The organism is Mesorhizobium sp. WSM4311, from assembly GCF_002295115.1.
GTDB lineage: Bacteria > Pseudomonadota > Alphaproteobacteria > Rhizobiales > Rhizobiaceae > Mesorhizobium.
In genome coordinates this window covers 270,283-289,212 of sequence record NZ_NSFV01000003.1, presented here as the reverse complement: position 1 = coordinate 289,212, position 18,930 = coordinate 270,283, and the positions used below count along the sequence as shown (strand labels likewise).

At 63.6% G+C, this 18,930-nt stretch carries 19 protein-coding genes and 1 tRNA gene; 7 read left to right on the top strand and 13 right to left on the bottom strand.

What is annotated here, in order from left to right; all coding sequences use genetic code 11:
• Positions 1-55: 55 nt before the first annotated feature.
• Positions 56-670 (bottom strand): hypothetical protein, encoded by a 615-nt coding sequence (locus CK226_RS08690; RefSeq protein WP_142884750.1) that lies wholly within the window; start codon positions 668-670, stop codon positions 56-58.
• A 281-nt stretch (positions 671-951) separates the two neighbouring features.
• Here CK226_RS08690 and CK226_RS08685 point away from each other — a divergent pair, with 281 nt between their 5' ends.
• The 5 genes from CK226_RS08685 to CK226_RS08670 all read left to right on the top strand — a co-directional run bounded on the left by CK226_RS08685 (position 952) and on the right by CK226_RS08670 (position 2,832).
• Positions 952-1,236: a helix-turn-helix transcriptional regulator gene (locus tag CK226_RS08685; protein ID WP_095770896.1), complete on the top strand. Its 285-nt coding sequence runs from the start codon at positions 952-954 to the stop codon at positions 1,234-1,236.
• A gap of 185 nt (positions 1,237-1,421) precedes the next feature.
• On the top strand, positions 1,422-1,880 hold the full coding sequence (locus tag CK226_RS08680; RefSeq protein WP_095791596.1) for a YbaK/EbsC family protein: 459 nt from the start codon (positions 1,422-1,424) through the stop codon (positions 1,878-1,880).
• 164 nt (positions 1,881-2,044) lie between these two features.
• Positions 2,045-2,221: a hypothetical protein gene (locus CK226_RS34805; protein ID WP_179295889.1), complete on the top strand. Its 177-nt coding sequence runs from the start codon at positions 2,045-2,047 to the stop codon at positions 2,219-2,221.
• A gap of 70 nt (positions 2,222-2,291) precedes the next feature.
• On the top strand, positions 2,292-2,510 hold the full coding sequence (locus tag CK226_RS08675; protein ID WP_095770895.1) for a hypothetical protein: 219 nt from the start codon (positions 2,292-2,294) through the stop codon (positions 2,508-2,510).
• Between the two features lie 127 nt (positions 2,511-2,637).
• The gene (locus CK226_RS08670) at positions 2,638-2,832 is read left to right on the top strand and encodes a DUF1059 domain-containing protein (protein WP_080643723.1); all 195 of its coding nucleotides are present in this window, start codon (positions 2,638-2,640) and stop codon (positions 2,830-2,832) included.
• 713 nt (positions 2,833-3,545) lie between these two features.
• On the opposite strand, the gene CK226_RS08665 is transcribed toward CK226_RS08670, so the two are convergent.
• The 5 genes from CK226_RS08665 to CK226_RS08645 form a co-directional block, all read right to left on the bottom strand.
• Positions 3,546-3,622, bottom strand: a tRNA-Pro gene (locus tag CK226_RS08665).
• 54 nt (positions 3,623-3,676) lie between these two features.
• Positions 3,677-4,948, bottom strand: a complete 1,272-nt coding sequence (locus CK226_RS08660) for an O-antigen ligase family protein (RefSeq protein ID WP_095791595.1) — start codon at positions 4,946-4,948, stop codon at positions 3,677-3,679.
• Complete coding sequence (locus CK226_RS08655) at positions 4,945-6,480, bottom strand: undecaprenyl-phosphate glucose phosphotransferase (protein ID WP_095770424.1); 1,536 nt, start codon at positions 6,478-6,480, stop codon at positions 4,945-4,947. Before CK226_RS08655 ends, CK226_RS08660 begins: the two co-directional genes overlap by 4 nt.
• Before the next feature lie 89 nt (positions 6,481-6,569).
• Positions 6,570-7,700 (bottom strand): glycosyltransferase family 4 protein, encoded by a 1,131-nt coding sequence (locus CK226_RS08650; protein WP_095791594.1) that lies wholly within the window; start codon positions 7,698-7,700, stop codon positions 6,570-6,572.
• A gap of 10 nt (positions 7,701-7,710) precedes the next feature.
• Complete coding sequence (locus CK226_RS08645; RefSeq protein WP_027046744.1) at positions 7,711-8,274, bottom strand: polysaccharide biosynthesis/export family protein; 564 nt, start codon at positions 8,272-8,274, stop codon at positions 7,711-7,713.
• 256 nt (positions 8,275-8,530) lie between these two features.
• On the opposite strand from CK226_RS08645, the gene CK226_RS08640 reads away from it, so the two are divergent.
• A complete protein-coding gene (locus CK226_RS08640; RefSeq protein WP_095791593.1) occupies positions 8,531-10,813 on the top strand; it encodes a Wzz/FepE/Etk N-terminal domain-containing protein in 2,283 nt (760 codons plus the stop codon).
• A gap of 28 nt (positions 10,814-10,841) precedes the next feature.
• Here the strand turns inward: CK226_RS08640 and CK226_RS08635 are convergent, their stop codons facing one another.
• The 6 genes from CK226_RS08635 to CK226_RS08610 all read right to left on the bottom strand — a co-directional run bounded on the left by CK226_RS08635 (position 10,842) and on the right by CK226_RS08610 (position 16,663).
• Entirely contained in the window at positions 10,842-11,681 is an 840-nt protein-coding gene (locus CK226_RS08635) for a GNAT family N-acetyltransferase (protein WP_095791592.1), read from the bottom strand.
• A 5-nt stretch (positions 11,682-11,686) separates the two neighbouring features.
• Positions 11,687-12,439 carry an aspartate/glutamate racemase family protein gene (locus CK226_RS08630; protein WP_095770421.1) on the bottom strand — a complete coding sequence of 251 codons (753 nt, stop codon included), beginning with the start codon at positions 12,437-12,439 and terminating at the stop codon, positions 11,687-11,689.
• The gene (locus CK226_RS08625; RefSeq protein WP_095791591.1) at positions 12,436-13,254 is read right to left on the bottom strand and encodes an ABC transporter permease; all 819 of its coding nucleotides are present in this window, start codon (positions 13,252-13,254) and stop codon (positions 12,436-12,438) included. Before CK226_RS08625 ends, CK226_RS08630 begins: the two co-directional genes overlap by 4 nt.
• A 1-nt stretch (position 13,255) precedes the next feature.
• The gene (locus CK226_RS08620; RefSeq protein ID WP_069091951.1) at positions 13,256-14,167 is read right to left on the bottom strand and encodes an ABC transporter permease; all 912 of its coding nucleotides are present in this window, start codon (positions 14,165-14,167) and stop codon (positions 13,256-13,258) included.
• 83 nt (positions 14,168-14,250) lie between these two features.
• The gene (locus tag CK226_RS08615; RefSeq protein WP_095791590.1) at positions 14,251-15,540 is read right to left on the bottom strand and encodes a PotD/PotF family extracellular solute-binding protein; all 1,290 of its coding nucleotides are present in this window, start codon (positions 15,538-15,540) and stop codon (positions 14,251-14,253) included.
• Positions 15,541-15,574: 34 nt separating this feature from the next.
• On the bottom strand, positions 15,575-16,663 hold the full coding sequence (locus CK226_RS08610) for an ABC transporter ATP-binding protein (protein WP_095791589.1): 1,089 nt from the start codon (positions 16,661-16,663) through the stop codon (positions 15,575-15,577).
• A gap of 263 nt (positions 16,664-16,926) precedes the next feature.
• On the opposite strand from CK226_RS08610, the gene CK226_RS08605 reads away from it, so the two are divergent.
• Positions 16,927-17,637 (top strand): GntR family transcriptional regulator, encoded by a 711-nt coding sequence (locus CK226_RS08605; RefSeq protein WP_095791588.1) that lies wholly within the window; start codon positions 16,927-16,929, stop codon positions 17,635-17,637.
• A gap of 3 nt (positions 17,638-17,640) precedes the next feature.
• Here CK226_RS08605 and CK226_RS08600 read toward each other — a convergent pair whose 3' ends face one another.
• Complete coding sequence (locus CK226_RS08600) at positions 17,641-18,870, bottom strand: GNAT family N-acetyltransferase (protein WP_095791587.1); 1,230 nt, start codon at positions 18,868-18,870, stop codon at positions 17,641-17,643.
• Between the last annotated feature and the right edge of the window lie 60 nt (positions 18,871-18,930).

Below are 18,930 nucleotides of genomic sequence, written 5' to 3'. Positions count from 1 at the left end.
CTTCCCGACACTTTATTGTGAGGGCCGAAAAGCCGGCTCTTGCCGCTGATTGTGGCTACATCGGCGGGATCACGCCATTGTTTCCCACCACGACGCGGCTGGAACTCAGCGTCCCGTCAGCCTCGCGCTGGGCGGTGGCGAAGACCGTCGCGCCCGGCTTGAGATCGGCCGGCGTGGCCGGGGCGAAGGTCACGACGGGCGTGCCGTCGGGGATCGAAATCTTCTTGGTCTGCCCGTTGTCGTAGGTCAGCGTCACGGCGCGCCCGCTGATGTCGGTTACGTCGGCCACTGTGCCGTTGGTCATGCGGCTGTTCGGCTGCAGATCCCAGGGACGGTCGCCTTCGCCAGTCCCCTTCAGGGCGGCTGGGAAAATCACCACCTCCAGCGCGCCGCTGCCGCCATCCGCCTTCGAGACGGAGGCGATGCCGAGGAAATCGCCCTGCTTGATGTCCCTTTGCGAGGCGCTGGCGACGCCGGAAATCTTCCACCCGGTATTGAGCTTGATCGCGGAGGTGTCGCCCTGACGGGTTTTGACGGTCAGCAGCGACGGCTCGACACTGACCACCGTGCCGCGCACGCGTAGCGTGTCAGCCGCCTCGGCGGTCGCCGCTCCGGCGGTGAAAAGGCTGGAAATCGTGCCGAGCACGAGGAGGGAAGTCTTGAAGTTCATAACGGAGATCCTTCTGGGAACGGGCCGGCTGGAACCGGATGGTTTTCACGCCGGCGCATCAGAACAACGAACAGGTGGGCCTAAACCTCCGGGCAAAAAGGTACCGGGCCGTTCAAAAGAACTTGATGGCGCGATGTGCGTGCGCCGCCTCGCGGGTCCGGTTCACGATAGCGTGACGGCCTGTTTGGCTCTTGGCAAATCGCTGGCGAGCGGGCATGTTCCTGCTCGTCTCAGGCAACGCTCCATTTTTGATCAAACTCTTTCAGCCAGCGGAGTTGCCAATGCCCAACAATGCAAAAAGCCATGCCCTCTCCGAACCGTTAGCCGGTGAGATCGGGCCGAATTACACCACCCTCAGAGCCATGCGGGAAACCCGCGGATACAGTGTGGAAGAGCTTTCCCTGACTTGCGGCCTATCGGTCGGCGAGATCGAGGACATCGAGAACGGCCGGGCGGCCGATCCGTCGAAGCTGCGTCGTATTGCGTCCGCGCTTCGCCTGCCTCAGGACGCTCTCATCGTTGCCGCCGCGCCGAAACCGGCCCCGCAAGGCCGACCCCTGGCATAGGCCTGGCCCAGCCATGCAAAAAAGAACCCGCCAAGGCCCGCCTGGCGGGTTTCTTGTTGATGCCACGGCGTTCTCCAGCAGGCCGGGCTTGCCGATTTACAGGTCGCGCGTGTTTATTCCTGCGGCATCCAAATCCGCGCCGATCGCGTCTGCCGTGTATCGAGGTGAACTGTGGTTTTTTCGCTATGAGCCTGGACTCCGTTCGTGCCTTCTACGCCGCTCATGCGCCTGACATCGAGGTCATCGTCACGCAAACAAGCTCGGCGACGGTGACGCTGGCGGCGGAGGCGCACGGCGTCCTGCCGGCGCAGATCGCCAAGACGATCTGCCTACGCGTCGGCGAGCGCACCATGCTGGTGGTGACCAGCGGCATCGCCAGGTTGGACAATCGCAAGTTCAAGGACCAGTTCGGCGGCAAGCCGCGCATGCTGGACGCGGACGAAGTGGTTGCCGCCACGAGCCATCCTGTCGGCGGCGTCTGCCCGTTCGGCCTGCCGGCACCGCTGCCGATCTATTGCGACGTCTCGCTGCGGGAATTCCAAGAGGTGGTGCCCGCCGCGGGCGCCACCAATGCCGCGGTACGGATTGCACCGCAGCGCATGGTCGACCTTACCGGCGCCGAATGGATTGATGTCTGCCAATAGCGATCGAGCGATGCTCCGCATGGCCGAAAATCTGACGACCTCGCCCGATAGAGTTGCCTAATCGAATCTCTACGCTAGTTTGGGTGACATCGGGTGCAACTAGCAAAAGGCGCGCCCGGCTGAGAGACCGCATTGCGCTCCCGCCTCACCAGGGAGCGCAAGACGTGGCGGAAACCAATCCCAATTCAATCAGGCAAGCTCAGGTCGCAAAAGCCCTGGTGATCGAAACCGGGATATCAGAGGAGCAGGCGCTAGACCTGGTGCGACTGCTGGGGCCTAACTGTTCTTCGCTTCTTTTCCACGCCCGCGCCTTGAAGAAGGCAGGGAGCGCCGGCTTGTAGTTTTGTACTGCAGCCCTTGCGTTCGCGGCTTGCTCGCCCGATAGTTCCGGGCGGGGTGCTGAAAGTGATCATGGCCGGCGAGTATCTGGACCATCTATTGGAGTGCCCCTATTGCGGCATCATCCGTCTGCAGATTCCAACAGACGCTCAACCTTCAACGCCGATCAGCTGCGCCGATTGCAGCCAGTATCTTGGCACATGGGATGAACTTCAGAGCGATTTCGAGCGCCAAGGCGGGAACAGCGGGGTGTTCCGCCTCGAAAAGGGGCGCATACAGAAGCTCGATTGAACTGGCGCCCTTGTCCGCAATAATTTCAAACTGAGAGACTACCCCCGATAGACGTAGATTGTTTGCGTCAGCGGGCAGGAGTATGCTGTTTGGTCGCCGAAAACAGCGAGATTTCGAGGAGGAACCTATGGCACGCAAATACATTGACTGCCGAGAATTCCCGAGCGAAATGAAATGCACCGTTGCAATCTCCGCAGATCGGGAGGACGAACTGATCGAGGCTGCGGTACAACACGCTGTGTCTGTTCATGGGGAACACGATACGCCTGAGTTCCGCTCCGAGGTCCGGAAATCTATCCACGAAGGCGCACCTGCTCCCTGAGCCCAGGCGGCTCTGGGTAAAGCTCCGCCCGGCTCTGGCCGAGCGTACGACGCGATATTGGTGAAGCTTTGCGATCGGTCCGCCGGCACCCTGTCGGAAGGTGGCGGGCAATGACCGACAAGGGCGCACATACTAGCAGCGGTGGCCGCTGGGGCTGACCAGTCGGGCTCGAGAGCGCTGTGCTGGCTGACCCGAAGCGTCCGCTCACTACCCGCCGAAAGATGTAGTGTCTCAAGCGCAAGGTGCGCTGACGAATTTCGGCGTCATTTCCGCAGCCTCATTCCGCGCCAGCACCCGCTGCCTCACGGTGGCGGGTTTTTAACGGGCACAACGGAACAAGAGGCTGACGATTCGGTTTTCCCTGTTGCAGCGCCGCGGCTAATCCTGAGGCCGGCAGGGGTTGGAGGAAACTGGATATGCGGAACAAAATCAAAGATCCTCCTCCGAAGGAGCCCGACCCGAAGAAGACACCAATCCCTCATCGCGACAATCAAGCGCCCTCGGAGCTTGAACATGTCGATCCACCACCGCGAGACGTCCGAGAGGCACCGGTGCCGAATCCAAACGGGATAAGAAGTGCCGACCGACGGGCAGACGCGAACGATGCGCCGCCGGCTCGCTGGACGTCACCGAAAGGGAGAGTGGTACTCCCTGCGTTACCCTAGAGATGGAAAATGAAGGTGGACTTTTGGGGGCAAGTCCTTGTCTTAAAATGGTCGGAGTGGCCGGATTCGAACCGACGACCCCTTGACCCCCAGTCAAGTGCGCTACCGGGCTGCGCTACACTCCGGACCGAGCGCGATGTATCGTGATAACCCTGCCCGGGTCAACCGAAATTCGGCGTTTATCGCGCCTGCGTGGATGCGATCGCCGGCGCACCTGGAAATGCCGGCCGCGACAGCCGCTGATGGCGGTACTCCAGGGCGATGGCGCCCCACACCAGCCCGAGCAACAGATACATGTGGCGCCAGTGGTCGATGTCGATGAAGGTGCCGAGGCCGATATTGCCGATGAAGGCGACATAGGCGCACAACAGATAGGGCTGCCACGGCCGGTCGCGCAGGAGGATGCGGAACCCGGCCACCATGGTCCAGACGACAAGCGTCAGGAACGACACGAAGCCAAGCCAGCCATAGTCCATCAGCATTTTCAGCCAGATGTCGTGCGTGTCCTCGCCGAACATCTTGCCGAAGACCAGCGGCCCGATGCCGAACGGACGCTCCATCGCCATCTGGAAGCCGATTGCGTAGCGGGCGAAGCGGCCGAGGCGCGCGGTGTCATAGCTCTGTTCGAGATGCGCGCGGCTGGAGAACATCTCCGCCACGCCGGGCAATTGCAGGATGACGATGATGGTGATCGTCAGCATTGACAGCGCGGCGATGGTCATTATCACCACGCGCAGCCGGAATTTGCCGCTGGCGCTCTGCAGGAACAGGCAGCCGGTGAGCAGTACCGCCGACACGGCGAACATGCCCCACGCGCCGCGCGAGAAGGAGAAGAAGATGCCCAATGCGATGATCAGCAGCGGCACCGCCAGCAGCGGCATGCGCGCGACCGAACCTGTCAGGATCAGATAGAGCAGATAGATGCCGGGCAGCACCAGGAACGGCCCGAAGACGTTCGGGTCCTGGAAGGCGCCGGCGGCGCGGTCGTATTTGGTGAACATCTCCGCGCCGGGGAAGGCATGGAAATAGCCGGCTATGCCGAGCAGCGAGGTCGCCACCGCCGAGACGACATAGGCATTGAAGATCAGCCGGTAGAGGCCTGGTTGCGTGGCCGTCACCGACGCGAAGAACACCGCGCTGAAGGCGAGAAACAATGACACGGAGAGATAGAGCGGCGTGAAGGCGAGGTCCGCCATCTGCGTCATCGAGATCATGCCGCCGATGTTCATCGTCACCAGCAGCACCAGCAGCGGCATGGCCGCGCGAGAAATCCGCAGGCCGAAGAGCGCCCAGATGGCGATCAGCGCGGCCATGTAGATTTCGTAAGGCGCCGGCTCGCTGATGACGAAGCCGGACAGAAGGATGCCGACCACCACCGCACTGGAGGAAATCAGTGCGGTCAGCTTGGCGTTGACCGCGGCCTGCGGCAGTTCATGGGAAATCGCGCTCAATAGGCGTTTTCCGTGTTGAGCAGCCGGATCGGCGTCAGGAACAGGATTCTGAGATCGAACAGCAGCGACCAGTTCTCGATATAGTAGAGGTCGTACTCCGTCCGCATGCGGATCTTCTCATTGGTGTCCATCTCGCCGCGCCAGCCGTTGATCTGCGCCCAGCCGGTGACGCCGGGCTTGACCTTGTGGCGAGCGAAATAGCCGTCGACCACCTCGTTGTAGAGAAGGTTGTGCGACTGCGCGGCGATCGCATGCGGGCGCGGGCCGATCAGCGACAGCGAGCCCAGCAGCGAATTGACGAACTGCGGCAGTTCGTCGATCGAGGTCTTGCGGATGAACCGGCCGACACGGGTGACGCGCGGATCGTTCTTGGTCACGGTCTGCTTGGCGGTCGGATCCGACCGATCCGTGTACATCGAGCGGAACTTGTAGACCTCGATGATCTCATTGTTGAAGCCGTGGCGCTTTTGCTTGAACAGCACCGGTCCCTTGCTGTCGAGCTTGATGGCGATCGCGGTCGCCAGCATCACCGGCGAGAAGACGATGATTCCGATCAGCGAGAAAACGATGTCGAAGGTGCGCTTGGCGACCGAATCCCAATCGTTGATCGGCTTGTCGAAAATGTCGAGCATCGGCACCGAGCCGATGAAGGAATAGGCGCGCGGACGGAACTGCAGCGCGTTGGAATGCGCCGAAAGCCGGATGTCGACCGGCAGCACCCACAGCTTCTTCAACAGTTGCAGCACGCGCGTTTCGGCGGTCAGCGGCAGCGACACGATCAGCATGTCGATACGGGCGATGCGGGCGAACTCGATCAATTCCGAAATTGTGCCGAGCTTGGGATAGCCGGCAACGATCGGCGGCGAGCGCTTGTCGGAGCGGTCATCGAAGATGCCGCAGATGCGGATATCGTTGTAAGGCTGCTTTTCGACAGAGCGGATCAGGATTTCCGCCGCCTTGCCGCCGCCGACGATGACGGCGCGCCGCTCCATGCGGCCATCGCGTGCCCAGCGCCGGATCAGTCTCGACATGACCAGCCTGAGGCCGAACAGGAGGACGAAACCGACGACGAACCAGGTGCCGAACAAAAGCCGCGAATAATCTTCCGACATCTTCATGACGAACGCTGTCAACGCCATCAGCGCGAAGGCGCCGGCCCAGACCAGCAGGATGCGGCCGAAATTGGCGATCGGCCGCATCAGCGAAACCACCTGGTAGCAGTCGGTGACGTCGAGCAGCACCACGGCGAGGAAGGACGCGGCGGCGATCGTCACCGGATATTGCCAGGCGAGATAGTTGAAGAACCCGACAAAGTAGAAATAGACGCAGAGCCCCGAGAGGAACAGCACCCCGAATTCAACCATGCGCAGGACGCCGCTGACCATGATCGGCGACATCGTATCGCGCCGGTATTGCGACGCGACCTGCCGGGCCACGTCGTTCATGCCGCCGGGCGCATCGCCATCGGTCGAGCCGTCAAATTTACGCACCGCTTCGGGTGAAAAGCGGTGCGCGGGATCGATCTCATTCATGGAACAGTCCGCAAGCTTCCCCAGGGTGAATAGCAAAAGAGAGCTAAGAAACCCTTGAAACAACGCGTGGCTTTGGAAAGGGTCAGGCGTTACCTGCCGAGCGCGGCGAAATAGGCCTTCTCGATTTCGGCGGCCATTACGTCGGCGCCAAAGCGCGCCCTGAGGCCGGGGCCATCGGGCATCAGGGCGCCATAGGCGGCAAGGTCGGCCAGCGCCTCGCTCATCTTGCCGGCCAGTTCGGCCGGATCGGGGCGGATCAGGGCAGGGGAGCCGGAACCGAAGATCTCCGGTATGCCGCCGACGGAGGTGGCGATCATCGGTCTTGCTGCGGCAAGTGTTTCCAGCACGATATAGGGCATGGCTTCCGCGCGGGATGGAACGACGACGAGTTCGGCAAGTCCGAAGGCTTCCCTGGCCGGCATTGGCGACAGGAAGCGGACACGGCCTTGAAGTCCCAGGCGCTTTACCTGCGCGTGGTAGCGCGGCAGGTCGTCGCCGTCGCCGACCATCACCGCGCTCAGCGCGCGGCCAAGCCGCGGGCCGGCGGCGGCCAGGGCGTCGATGAAGATGTCGGGCCCCTTCAGGTCGCGCATCATGCCGATATAGAGTAGATCCGCCGCATCGGGTCCGATGAGTACCGGCTCGAATTCGGTGGCGCGCAGTCCGTTGTAGACCAGCGTGTTAGGGATCGGCGGCTCGCCCACCTTCCTGCGATAGGTTCGCCGCTCGTAGTCCGAGACGAACAGCAGGCAATCGGTGAAGTGCGCCATGGAGCGCTCCAGCGCGAAGAACAGCTTCCCCGTGGCTGTCGTTTCGTCATAGTGGAGAGAGCCGCCATGCGGCGAATAAAGGCGGGCTACGCGAGACCTTGATACCCGCAACAATGAGCCGAACAGACGGGCATAGGCGCCACCCTTGGCGCCGTGTCCATGCAACACGTCCGGCCGCAATTCCTTGATGATCCTGTAGGTGCGCCGGGCCGAGGCGAGATCCCCCAGGCCGACATGGCGCTGCATTGGCGTGCGATGGATGCCGAGCGCCAGCATGTCCTTCATCTGCTCGAACAGGCGCTCCTCGAATTCGCCGCCCGTGGTCGAATCGCAGACGATGCCGACCACATGGCCGGCGGCGACCTGCGCTTCGGTCAGGTCGCGCACATGCCGGAAAATTCCTCCGACCGGTGAACGAAAGCAGTGGACGATCCTGAGCTTGTCCGCCACGTGGTGTCTGTCAGAACAGGCGTTCGCGGACGTAGACGGTATCTCCAGGCAGCAGCGGATCGGATGTCACCACGCGGCCGGTCATCACCTTGCCGTTGATGTCGCGGGTGATGTCGACGCTTTCCTGGTTGGCGCGTGGCGAGAAACCGCCGGCAATGGCGATGGCCTTCTGCACGGTCAAGCCGGGCACATAGGAATACTGACCGGCGGCACCCACTTCGCCCATGACGAAGATCGGCCGGTAGCGATCGATCTCGACCGAGACGTCGGGGTCGCGCAGATAGCCTTGCCGCAATTTGTCGGCGATCTCCTTTTCCATCTGCTGCGCGGTGTGGCCACGCGCCGGAATGGCGCCGACGAGCGGGAAGGAGAGGTAGCCGGACTGGTCGACGCTGTAGGTGTTGGTCAGGCCATCCTGCTCGAACACGGTGACGCGGACACGGTCGCCGGCGCCGAGACGGTAAGGCTGGTCGAGGACCTCGTGGAAGGCAGCCGGCGTCGGGCGGTAGCTGGAGCAGCCGGCAAGCATCGATACGGCAAGCAGAGCGTGAAAGAGAGAAGCAGTGCTTTTCATGACCGGATACGTACCTTCGACTGGCCGCTGCGGCATCGCAGCAAACATCTGGGATCGGGTCCGTTATCATCCTGTTAGGGTTAATGGCCGGTAAAGGAGCCGGCCGATAGCGCTGCACGAAGCAGGGGCTTTGCCATTTTTATCGTTTTTCTTGGGGCGCGGCCAGTATTCCTAATGGAGTATTACCGCGATCTTAACGGCTGAGTTACCATAGTTGTTTACGGTGCATCCTGACCCAGTTTCGGAGTAGGGATGCATGTCCGTTCAGCCCGCGGCCGCAGATGTCGACGTTGACCTCAGGCAGCTCTTCGCCAGCCTGGCGAGGAACTGGCTGCGCATATTGCTCTTCGTCCTGGTGGTGACCGGTCTGGCGTTTGCGTTCGCTTCGTTCGCGACCAAGCATTACAAGGCCCAGACGCAGGTGGAAATCGCCCCGCGCGAATCCGTCTACACCCGTCCGGCCGGCAGCAACAATGATGGCGACAAGCCGATCCTCGACGAACAAGGCGTCGCCACCCAGGTCCAGATCATTTCGTCCAACGAAATCCTCAAGCAGGTGGCGCAGAAACTCGGTCTGGCGCGGCTGCGTGAGTTCGACGAAACGATCAACATGTCGGCGGTCAGCCGCGTGCTGATCCTGCTTGGGCTGAAGAACGACCCGATGGATGTTCCGGCCGACGAACGCGTGTTGAAGAAGATGCGCGAGAAGCTCAACGTCTTCGGCGTTGAAAAGACCCGCATCATCGCCATCGAGTTCTCCTCGGAGGATCCCAAGCTCGCCGCCGCCATCCCAGATGCCATTGCCGCTGCCTATATTGCGGGGCAGGGCGCGGCCAAGAGCGAATCGAACACTGCCGCGGCTGATTTTCTGGCGCCCGAGATCGCCGACCTGTCGAAGCAGGTCAGGGATGCCGAGGCCAAGGTCGCAGCCTACCGCGCGCAGTCCGACCTGCTGATGGGCGGCAACAATGCCACCCTGGCAACCCAGCAGCTGGCCGAACTGTCGACCGAATTGTCGCGGGTGCGGGCCAACCGCGCCGCGGCCGAAGGCACCGCCGACAGCGTGCGCAAGGCGCTGCAGAATGGCGGCTCGCTGGATTCGCTGCCGGAAGTGCTGTCGTCCGACCTGATCCAGCGTTTGCGGGAGCGTCAGGCCGAGCTGCGCGCCACCATCGCCGATCTGTCGACGACGATGCTCGACAACCACCCGCGCGTTCGCGCCGCAAAGTCACAGCTCGCCGATCTCGACGCGCAGATCCGCAGCGAAGCCCAGAAGATCATGAAGGGCCTGGTGATGCAGGCCGACGCCGCCAAGGCGCGCGAAAGCCAGCTCGTCTCCGACGTCAACCAACTGAAGGCGGCTTCGGCGCAGGCCGGCGAACAGCAGGTCGATCTCGACGCGCTGCAGCGCGACGCCGCCGCCAAGCGCCAGCAGCTCGAGCTCTATCTGACCAATTACCGCGAGGCAGCTTCGCGTCAGGACCGCAATTATGTGCCGGTCGACGCCCGCATCGCCTCACCGGCTTCGGTGCCCTCCGAGCCATACTTCCCCAAAATTGGGCCGATCGTTGGGGCAGCTGCGGCGGCTTCGCTTCTGCTGGCGGCCATATTCACGCTGTTGCGCGAACTCTTCTCGGGCCGCGCCATGCGCCCGGCTCCAGGCACCCGTTTTGCGCCGATCGACGAAGTGGCTATGCCGGCAACGGCGCGCCAGCAGCCGGACGCCCCTGAGCCATCTGCCCGCCTGGAGCCGGCTGTCGCCGGCGGGTTCGCCAATCCTGGCGCCGAGGCGCAATGGTCCGAGGCGGCTGCGGACCCGGAGATAGTGGCGCAACCGCGGCCCTTTGCCGAGCCCGAGCCTGCCGTCAAGGCCGAGCCTGTCGCCGAAGTCGAATCGGTCACCGAGCCGGAGCCGGTTGTAGAGGTCCAGCGGCCGCGCTCGGTGCTGGGTGAAATCGACATCGAGAAGGCGGCGGAAAAGCTGATCGCCAGCGGGGCCGCCCGCGCCATATTCGTTTCGCCCGAAGGCGACGAGGCAGCCGCATCGGCGATCCTGGTGGCGCGCGAGGTGTCCGACGCCGGCCTGCGCGTCCTGCTGCTCGACCTCACCGCCTCGGGTGCCGCCTCGCGGCCGATGCTGGACAGCGGGCTTTTCCCCGGCATCACTGACCTGCTCGCCTCGCAGGCGCAGTTCAGCGACGTCATCCATGCCGATCTCTATTCGGACTGCCACGTTATCCCGGTCGGCACCGCCGATCCGGTCCGCGCCATGCGCGCCGCCGACCGGCTGCCGATCATCATGCAGTCACTGACCACCGCCTATGATCTGGTGGTGGTCGAATGCGGGCCGGCCGACGCGCAAGGCATCAGCCGTCTCGGGGCCGATGCCACAGAGGTGTTCCTGTCCATGCTCGAACCGGACGACGAGGTCACCAAGGCCGCGGTCAATCTGATCGAGAGCGGTTACCCCGACCTGACGCTGGTGACGCCGATTGGCCACGAGCCGCCTGGCACTCCGGGACGGCGCTCCGCGGCCTGAAAAGACCGCGTTCAGCGGCGCGCCCCACCTATCCCAGCTCCAGCGTCGTCACGCCGAATACCCTCTTGGCATCGAGCCTCGGCGGCGCGCCCTTGTACATGCGGGTGGTGCTGAAGGTCGGTGTGAAGCTCGCCGCCTCGAGCGCCGCGATGAAGTCCACCTGGGTGGCCGGCACGTCGATGTTCAATTCGCCACCCTTGCACGCGCCCGCCAGCTCCCCGAGCAATTCAAGCGCGGTCTGCTCGTCGTCGGCGAAAAGTGGGCCGATCTTGAAGCCGCTGCGGCAGGCTCGCGCCACCGCATAGCCAGCCGTTCCCCGCGACGTGATCGCCGTTACGGCATGATGATGTGGCGGTTGCAGCCATCGCTGCAGGAAGGACCGCCGGGGCGCGGGAAAGCAAAGGGCATCATAGGCGATGATGTCGGGCGTCGGTTGCGCACTCGCCATGCTAGGCCGCTCGGCGCGGACGGGCAGGGCCGCGGGTCGTCCGCTGTAGCGGATGGTCTCGTAGACCGGCTCGAACCCCTTGCTGCGGTAGTTGGCCTGCTGCTCCTCGACGCCATCGAGGCCGATGGTGCGCCCGGCCAGCCTGTCCATGCCCGCGGTCCACACCGCCTTGCCGTGGCCGTTGCCGCGCATGTCCGGGCGGCAGATGTAAAGGCCGATGAAACCGAAATCCTGTCCATAGGCCACCGCCGAGATCGCGGCGACCATTTCATCCCTGACAAAGGCACCGATGAAACCCTCCGGGTCCGCCGCCTGGAACATCGCCGCGTCTTCCAGGCCGGGATTCCAGCCCTCCGCAGCCGCCCAGTCGATGAGGTCGGTCAATTCCCCCAGCGACAGCGTGCGGACGGTTCGATTCATGGTGCTCACTCCGCGGCGACAGCTCCGGGCGAGAACGATTTCAGCATACCGCGATAGGGCTTGGCCAGCGGGCTGGCATAGGCGCCGCGCTTCGATGTCGAAAGGCCGAGCGCAATGAGCGCTTCGGCCTGCTTGATCGCGGCGCCGACACCGTCGATGACAGGCAGTCCGAAATCCGCCTGCAACTGGTGCGCAAGGTCCGCCATGCCGGCGCAGCCAAGCACGATCGCCTCGGCACGATCCTGCTCCACGGCCCGGGCGATCTCGTCGCGCAGCTTGCCAACTGCTCCCGATGCCGGATCCTCGAGCGCCAGCACCGAAATGTCGGCGGCGCGCACACGCGCCCGTCCGGCCATGCCGTAGCGTTGCACCAGCCCCTCCACCGGCACGCGCGAGCGTTCGGTGGTGGTTACGACGGTGAAGCGCTGGGCGATGAAGGAGGCCATGCTGAGTGCCGCCTCGCAGATGCCGATGACGGGAATGGCGGCCATGGCCCGCGCGGCGTCGAGGCCGGTGTCGTCGAAACAGGCGATGATCGCCGCCTGCACGCCGCGGCGTTCGCCGGCGGCGATCTCCATCAAAAGACCCGGCACGGCCATCGCCTCGTCATAATAGCCTTCGATCGAGGCTGGCCCCGTGGACGAGGTGACGGCGACGACTTCAGTCCGGACGCCAGCGACGCCGCGCGCGGCGGCCGCGATGGTCTCGGTCATGCTCGCCGTCGTGTTGGGGTTCACTACCAGGATCTGCACGGTCATGCTCTCGCCCGGCGGCGGCCGACATAGAGGATGGCGCCCAGCGTCGCCAGGATCACCAGGAAGGAGAACACGGTGGTCACCGTGCCCAACGCGTAGAGCACCGGCGTCGTGACATTGGTGGTCATGCCATAGATCTCGAGCGGCAGCGTGTTGAAGGTTCCCGATGTCATCAGCGTGCGCGCGAACTCATCGTAAGAGAGCGTGAAGCCGAACAGGCCGACGCCGATCAGGCTCGGCGTGATCATCGGCAGCACGACATGGACGAAGGTCTGCCAGGAGGTGGCGCCGAGATCGCGCGCGGCCTCCTCATAGGCCGGCGAGAAGCGGTTGAAGACGGCGAACATGATGAGCACGCCGAACGGCAAGGTCCAGGTCAGCTGCGCGCCGAAGGCCGAGGTATACCAGGCTGGGCGCAAGCCGACCTGCTGGAAGACGACGCCGATGCCCAGCGAGATGATGATGGAGGGCACGACGAGACTGGCGACCGCCAAATAGAACAGGGCGGTGGCACCGCGAAACTTGCGGCGGAAGGCAAGGCCCGCCAGCAGCGACACGATGACGGTGACGACCATCACCATCAGCCCCAGCACCAGCGAGCGCTTGAAGCTGCCGCCGAAATCGCCGACCGACTGGCGCTCGAACAGATTAACGAACCAGTGCAGCGACACGCCGTTGAGCGGGAAGGTGAGGCCCCCGGTCTCGCCCTGGAACGACAGGATCAGGATCGCCGACAGCGGGCCGTAGAGGAACAGCACGAACAGCGCGAAGAAGGCCGCCAGCACATAAAATTCGAGGGTGCGTTTCTCGTGGCTCACGTCAAAGCTCCCGGCGGATATCGACGATGCGCAGGATGCCGGCGACCATCAAGAGCACTAGCACCAAAAGCACCACGGCGTTGGCAGCGGCGGCCGGATATTGCAGCAGCGACATCTGGTTCTTCATCATCAGCGCCACGGACGCGCTCTGGCCGCCCGACATCACCTGCACGGTGGAGAAATCGGCCATCACCAGCGTGACGACGAAGATGGTGCCGATCGCCATGCCGGGCTTGGCCAGAGGAATGATGACGTTCCAGAGCACCTGCCAGCCGGAGGCGCCTGCGTCGCGGGCGGCCTCGACCAGTGAGCGGTCGATGCGCATCAGCGTATTGAAGATCGGCGTCACCATGAACAGCGTGTAGAGGTGCACCATGGCGAGCACGACCGCGAATTCGGAATAGAGCAGCCATTCGATGGGTTTTGGCACCAGGCCCATATGCACCAGCGTCGAGTTGATCAGCCCATTGCGGCCGAGCACCGGGATCCACGAGATCATGCGGATGATGTTGGAGGTCAGGAACGGCACGGTGCAGACCAGGAACAGCACCATCTGCATGGCGGTGGTGCGAATGTGGAAGGCGAGGAAATAGGCGACCCAGAAGCCGATGAACAAGGTCAGCGCCCAGACGATGGCCGCGAATTTGATGGTATTGAGATAGGTCTTCCAGGTGACCCAGGAGCCCAGCACGTCGGAATAGTTGGTTGTCAGGAAATCCGGATACATGGCGGCGAAGTCGTAATCCCAGAAGGACACGACGACGATCATGATGATGGGCAAAAGCAGGAACGCGCCGAGGATCAGCGCCAGCGGAGCCGACTGCAGATAGGGCGTGACGGCGCCGAGCGAAAAGCGACGGCGACGCCTGATGGGACTGGCGGCTATGGTGGGACGTTCGAGGGCGACTGTCATCTAGGCTCTCGGTGCGGGTGCTGTCCGGGCGGAGCTGCCTTCCCCTTCTCCAGCAGGAGAAGGGGAAGAGGAGAGGCGCAGCCTTACGCCGCGATGAACTCGTTCCAGCGCTTCACCATGTAGCGGTCCTCGTCCATCACCGAGTTCCAGCAGGCGACCTTGCCCATGCGCTCTTCGAAGGAGCCGCCATCGCGCACGGCGCCGGCCTTTTCCATGACGGTGCCGTCGGGCGCCTTGATCTCGCCCTTGGCCGGCTTGCCCTCGATCCAGTAGCCCCACTCGTCCTCGGTCATGAACTTCTTGGCCGAGACCATGTTGGCCGAGTAGTAACCCTGGCGGTTGAGGTAGCCGCCGACCCAGCCCGACGTGTACCAGTTGATGTATTCATAGGCGGCGTCGAGTTCGGCGCCCTTGAGGTGGGCGGCAAGGCCGAGACCGCCGCCCCATGAGCGGTAGCCTTCCTTGAGTGGCTGGAAGCGGCAGGCGATGCCCTTGGAGCGCACGGCGGCCACTGCCGGCGACCACATGGACTGGATGACGACTTCGCCCGACGCCATCAGGTTGACGCTCTCGTCGAAGGACTTCCAGAAGGCGCGGAACTGGCCGCCCTGCTTGGCCTTGATCAGGAAGTCGATCGTCTTGTCGATCTCGTCCTTGGTCATGTTGCCCTTGTCGGCATATTTGATGTTGCCGCTGGCTTCCATGATCATGGCGGCATCCATGATGCCGATGGACGGGATGTTGAGGATGGCTGTCTTGCCCTTGAAGGCCGGGTCCATGATGTCGGCCCAGCTGGTGATGTCGCGGCCGACGAGGTCGGGACGGATGCCCAGCGTGTCGGCGTTGTAGATGGTCGGCACCATGGTGAACCAGTTGGTCGGCGCCTTGGCGAAGGTCTTGGAGTCCTGCGCCTCGACATAACCCACCGTGTGCGGCGCGGTGCCCTGCGCGATCACGCTGTCGGGGGTGAGCTTGCCGGTTTTGAACAGCGGCACCAGCTCGTCGTAATATTTCAGCTTGCTGACATCCATCGGCTGCAGCACGCCGGTGGGGAACACCTTCTTGCAGATCCAGTATTCGATATCGGCGATGTCGTAGCTGTCGGGCTGGGTCACGGCGCGCTGGGCGGCGGCGTCGGAATCGGTCGCCGTCATCTCCAGTGTGATGCCGAGGTCGGCCTTGCACTTGTCGGCGATGGCGTTGAGGTTCGACACGCCGGTGCCGAACTGCCGCAGCGTGATGTTGGACTGCGCCCAGATGGTCGGGAAGCCGGTGATGACGCCCGATCCGGCGGCGAGGCCGACGGCGGCCGCACCCGTCTTGAGCAGCGAGCGGCGCGAGATGCCAGTCTTGGTTTGCACTGTGTCTGTCATGTCTATTCCCCTGTCTTGTTTTGCTTGGTTGATGTCATGAATGAAGGCGGCCGAGGACGATCGCATCCTCGGCATCCCAGGCGAGCGGTACGGCGTCGCCAATGGCGACGGGTCTGGCGAAGAACTCGGAATCGTCGATGATGACGGTGAAATCGTCGATGCCGGCACCGGTGGCGGAGAGCTTCACGGTGGCGCCGCGATATTCGATGTTGGCGACGATGCCGGTGAAGCCGAGCCCGGGCGCGGGTGCCGCGCCGATGCGCACATGGTCGGTGCGGATGGCGATGTCGATCGAGGCGCCCGCCTGCTGCGGCTTGCCGCTGGCGGCGAGCGTGCCGCCACCATTGACGTCGAAGACGACCATGCCGTCTCGGCTGCCGGTGACCCGGCCGGAGATGACGTTGTGGTCGCCCATGAAGCGCGCGACGAAGGCCGTGGCCGGCCGCTCGAACACGTCGCGCGGCGGCGCCGCCTGTTCGATACGGCCGTCATTCATCACCACGATCAGGTCGGCAAGCGCCATCGCCTCCTCCTGGCTGTGGGTGACGTGCACGAAGGTGATGCCGAGCGACATCTGCAATCTCTTCAGCTCGGCGCGCATGCGGATCTTCAGGAACGGATCGAGCGCCGAAAGCGGCTCGTCGAGCAGCAGTGCTTCCGGATCGGTGATCAGGGCGCGGGCGAGCGCGACGCGCTGCTGCTGGCCGCCGGAAAGCTGCGCCGGGCGGCGCGTCGCATAGGCCTCCATCTGCATCAGCTTCAGCATGTCGAGCGCCTTGGCGCGGCGCTTTTCCTTGTCGACGCGCTTCATCTTCAAGCTGAAGGCGACATTGTCGATGAGGTCGAGATGCGGAAACAGCGCATAGGACTGGAACATCATCGCCGTGCCGCGCTTGGCCGGCGGCAGGTCGGTAACGACGGCGTTGCCGAGCCTGATATCGCCGGACGAGATGCTTTCGTGGCCGGCGATCATGCGCAGCGTCGAGGTCTTGCCGCAGCCGGAGGGGCCGAGCAGGCAGCAATAGGTGCCCGCCGGTATCTTCAGGCTGATATCCTCGACGGCGGTCGTCGTTCCATAGACTTTCGAAACGGACACGATGTCGATCTCGGCGGCTTTGGACATTCAGGCTTCCCCGTTTGGTCGCATTAACCAATGCATCATGCGTGCCAATATCGGGGTGACTGGCCAAGCATTTGAATTGTCTGGAAAATCAGGCCTGCCTGCGGTTGCCTATCTGGCGGGCTGTCTTGTGCATTGCACAAATTATGGGCTATTGTGCGCGATCTGCACAAAAATCGTATGCAATCTTTTCCGGCTTTGTGTTCACTTTGCCTCTCGTGCGCAGACGGCGAGTCGCGTTAGAAGGGTGCGGGAACATCATCGCCATGAATATTGCCGATCACATCTATTCCACCGACAGCGCCAATCAGGATCGCGCACAGGCGATCCGCGACAATCTGCGCGACGCCATCGTCGACCGCCGGCTGGCGCCGGGCACCAAGCTGTCCGAGGGCGAGGTCGGCACGCTGTTCGATGTGTCGCGCACCGTGGCGCGCGCGGCCCTGCAGATGTTGTCCTTCGAAGGCCTGGTGCGCACGGAGCGCAACCGCGGCGCGTTCGTCGCCAACCCCTCGCCCGAGGAGGCGCGCCAGGTGTTCGCCTCGCGCCGGCTGATCGAGCCCGGCATTGCCGTTGCCGCCTGCGGGCGCGTCACCGCCGCCGACATCGCGGCCTTCAGGGCGCAACTCGACGAGGAGGGCCGCTTCATTGCCGAACGCGGTCCGACCGCGCGGCGTTCCGAGATCAAGGCGTCCGGCGATTTCCATCTGCTGCTTGCTTCGGTCGCCGGCAACGGCATCCTGCAGCGCTTCATGGAGGAACTGGTCGCGCGCTCCTCGCTTGTCATCGCGCTTTACGGGCGGTCTGGCGTGTCAGCCTGCGGGCACAGCGAGCACACGAAAATTGTCGGAGCGCTGGAGAGCAGCGATTGCGAACGGGCCAGCCAGCTGATGCTGCATCACATCGACCATATCGAGGCCGATCTCGATCTGCGCGTCAGGGCGGGTCCGGCGCTCCGCGAGGCTCTCAATTTCTGACGGCTAGTTTTCGTCGTCCGTGGCGGCTTGCGCTGCCTGTCCGGCTGCCTTGCGGCGCAGCATCTTGGTCAGTTTCCAGATCGTCGGGCTGTTCTTGACGAAAGCCTTCAACCGCGCGCCCTGGCGAAGCGTCTGCGCCAGCGCGCGGCCCTTCAGCGTCAGTGGGACCAGCACCTCGAAATGCCTGGTTTCGACATCGCACCACTGCCGCTTGTAGGGTTCGTCGCCGACGGAGAAATCATAGACGGCGAAACCCGTCTCGCAGGCTTCCTGGATGTTGTCGAAGAACAGGAAATCGCCGGGACTGCTGTGCGAGAGATCGTCCTCGGCGATCGCGCCGAACTCGCAGATCAGGCGCTTGCCGCAGCGGCTCGATCCAGTGATGGCGCGCAGCTTGCCGGCAACCTCCAAGCCATGCAGCACGAACGAGGGCGTGTCCTCGGCCAGGGCCTGCGTGAACAGCGCCCGGAAGAAGGCGCGCGTCTGGTCGCCGCCGAAGACATTGGCAATGCCCATCCTGCGAAAGCGGAGCTCCTTCATCCCGAAGAAGGCGTCGAGCAATCGCTCCACCTCGTCGGGGCTGCGCGCCTCGATGCGCCGATGGCTGCCGACGGCGTCGAATTTGCGCATCTGCGACCGATGTTTCTTGCGTTTGCGCTTGCCGCTAGCGCGCAGCAGCAGCGCCTCGAAGCCCCCGCCAAGGTCGATGGCCAGCGAAAGATTGGGGCTGGCGAAATGATCGAGCGATGCGAGCGGATTGGCGATGCCATCGAGATCGGGCAGCAATCGTTCCAGCGCGATGAGATCGATGTCGGGCCGAGCCTTGGCGATGGCCCGAAACACTGATCCGACGGCCGCGCTCTCCGCCCTGGCCAGCCATTGCGGGTCAGCGGCCGCGAAATTGCCATTGGCATGGCGGCCACCCATGAAACGGGCGACCCGGAACGGCCCCTGGCTGACAACTTCCAGCGCCAGCGCGAAGACCGGCTTGCCTCCGAGAGTGAGCGTCGCCACCAACAGATCGGGCTCGAACTGCGCGGCCCAGTTCAGGATCCATGTCGCGCCCTGTGCCGGCGCATAAATCGCCGAGCGGCAGAACCCTGCATAGGCCGCGAGCCCATCGGCTGCTGCAACGGAGACCGATGGCCCGGCGGTGTCCTTCGGCAGGGCGCGTGGCGAAGCCTCGGTCGCCGCGAGCCGATTGCCGTCAAATGACGCCATTGCGTCAACCATACCTCAATCCTTAAGGCGTATTGATCCCGATTTGGGGCGCGCTCAGGCGTATTCCGTGCT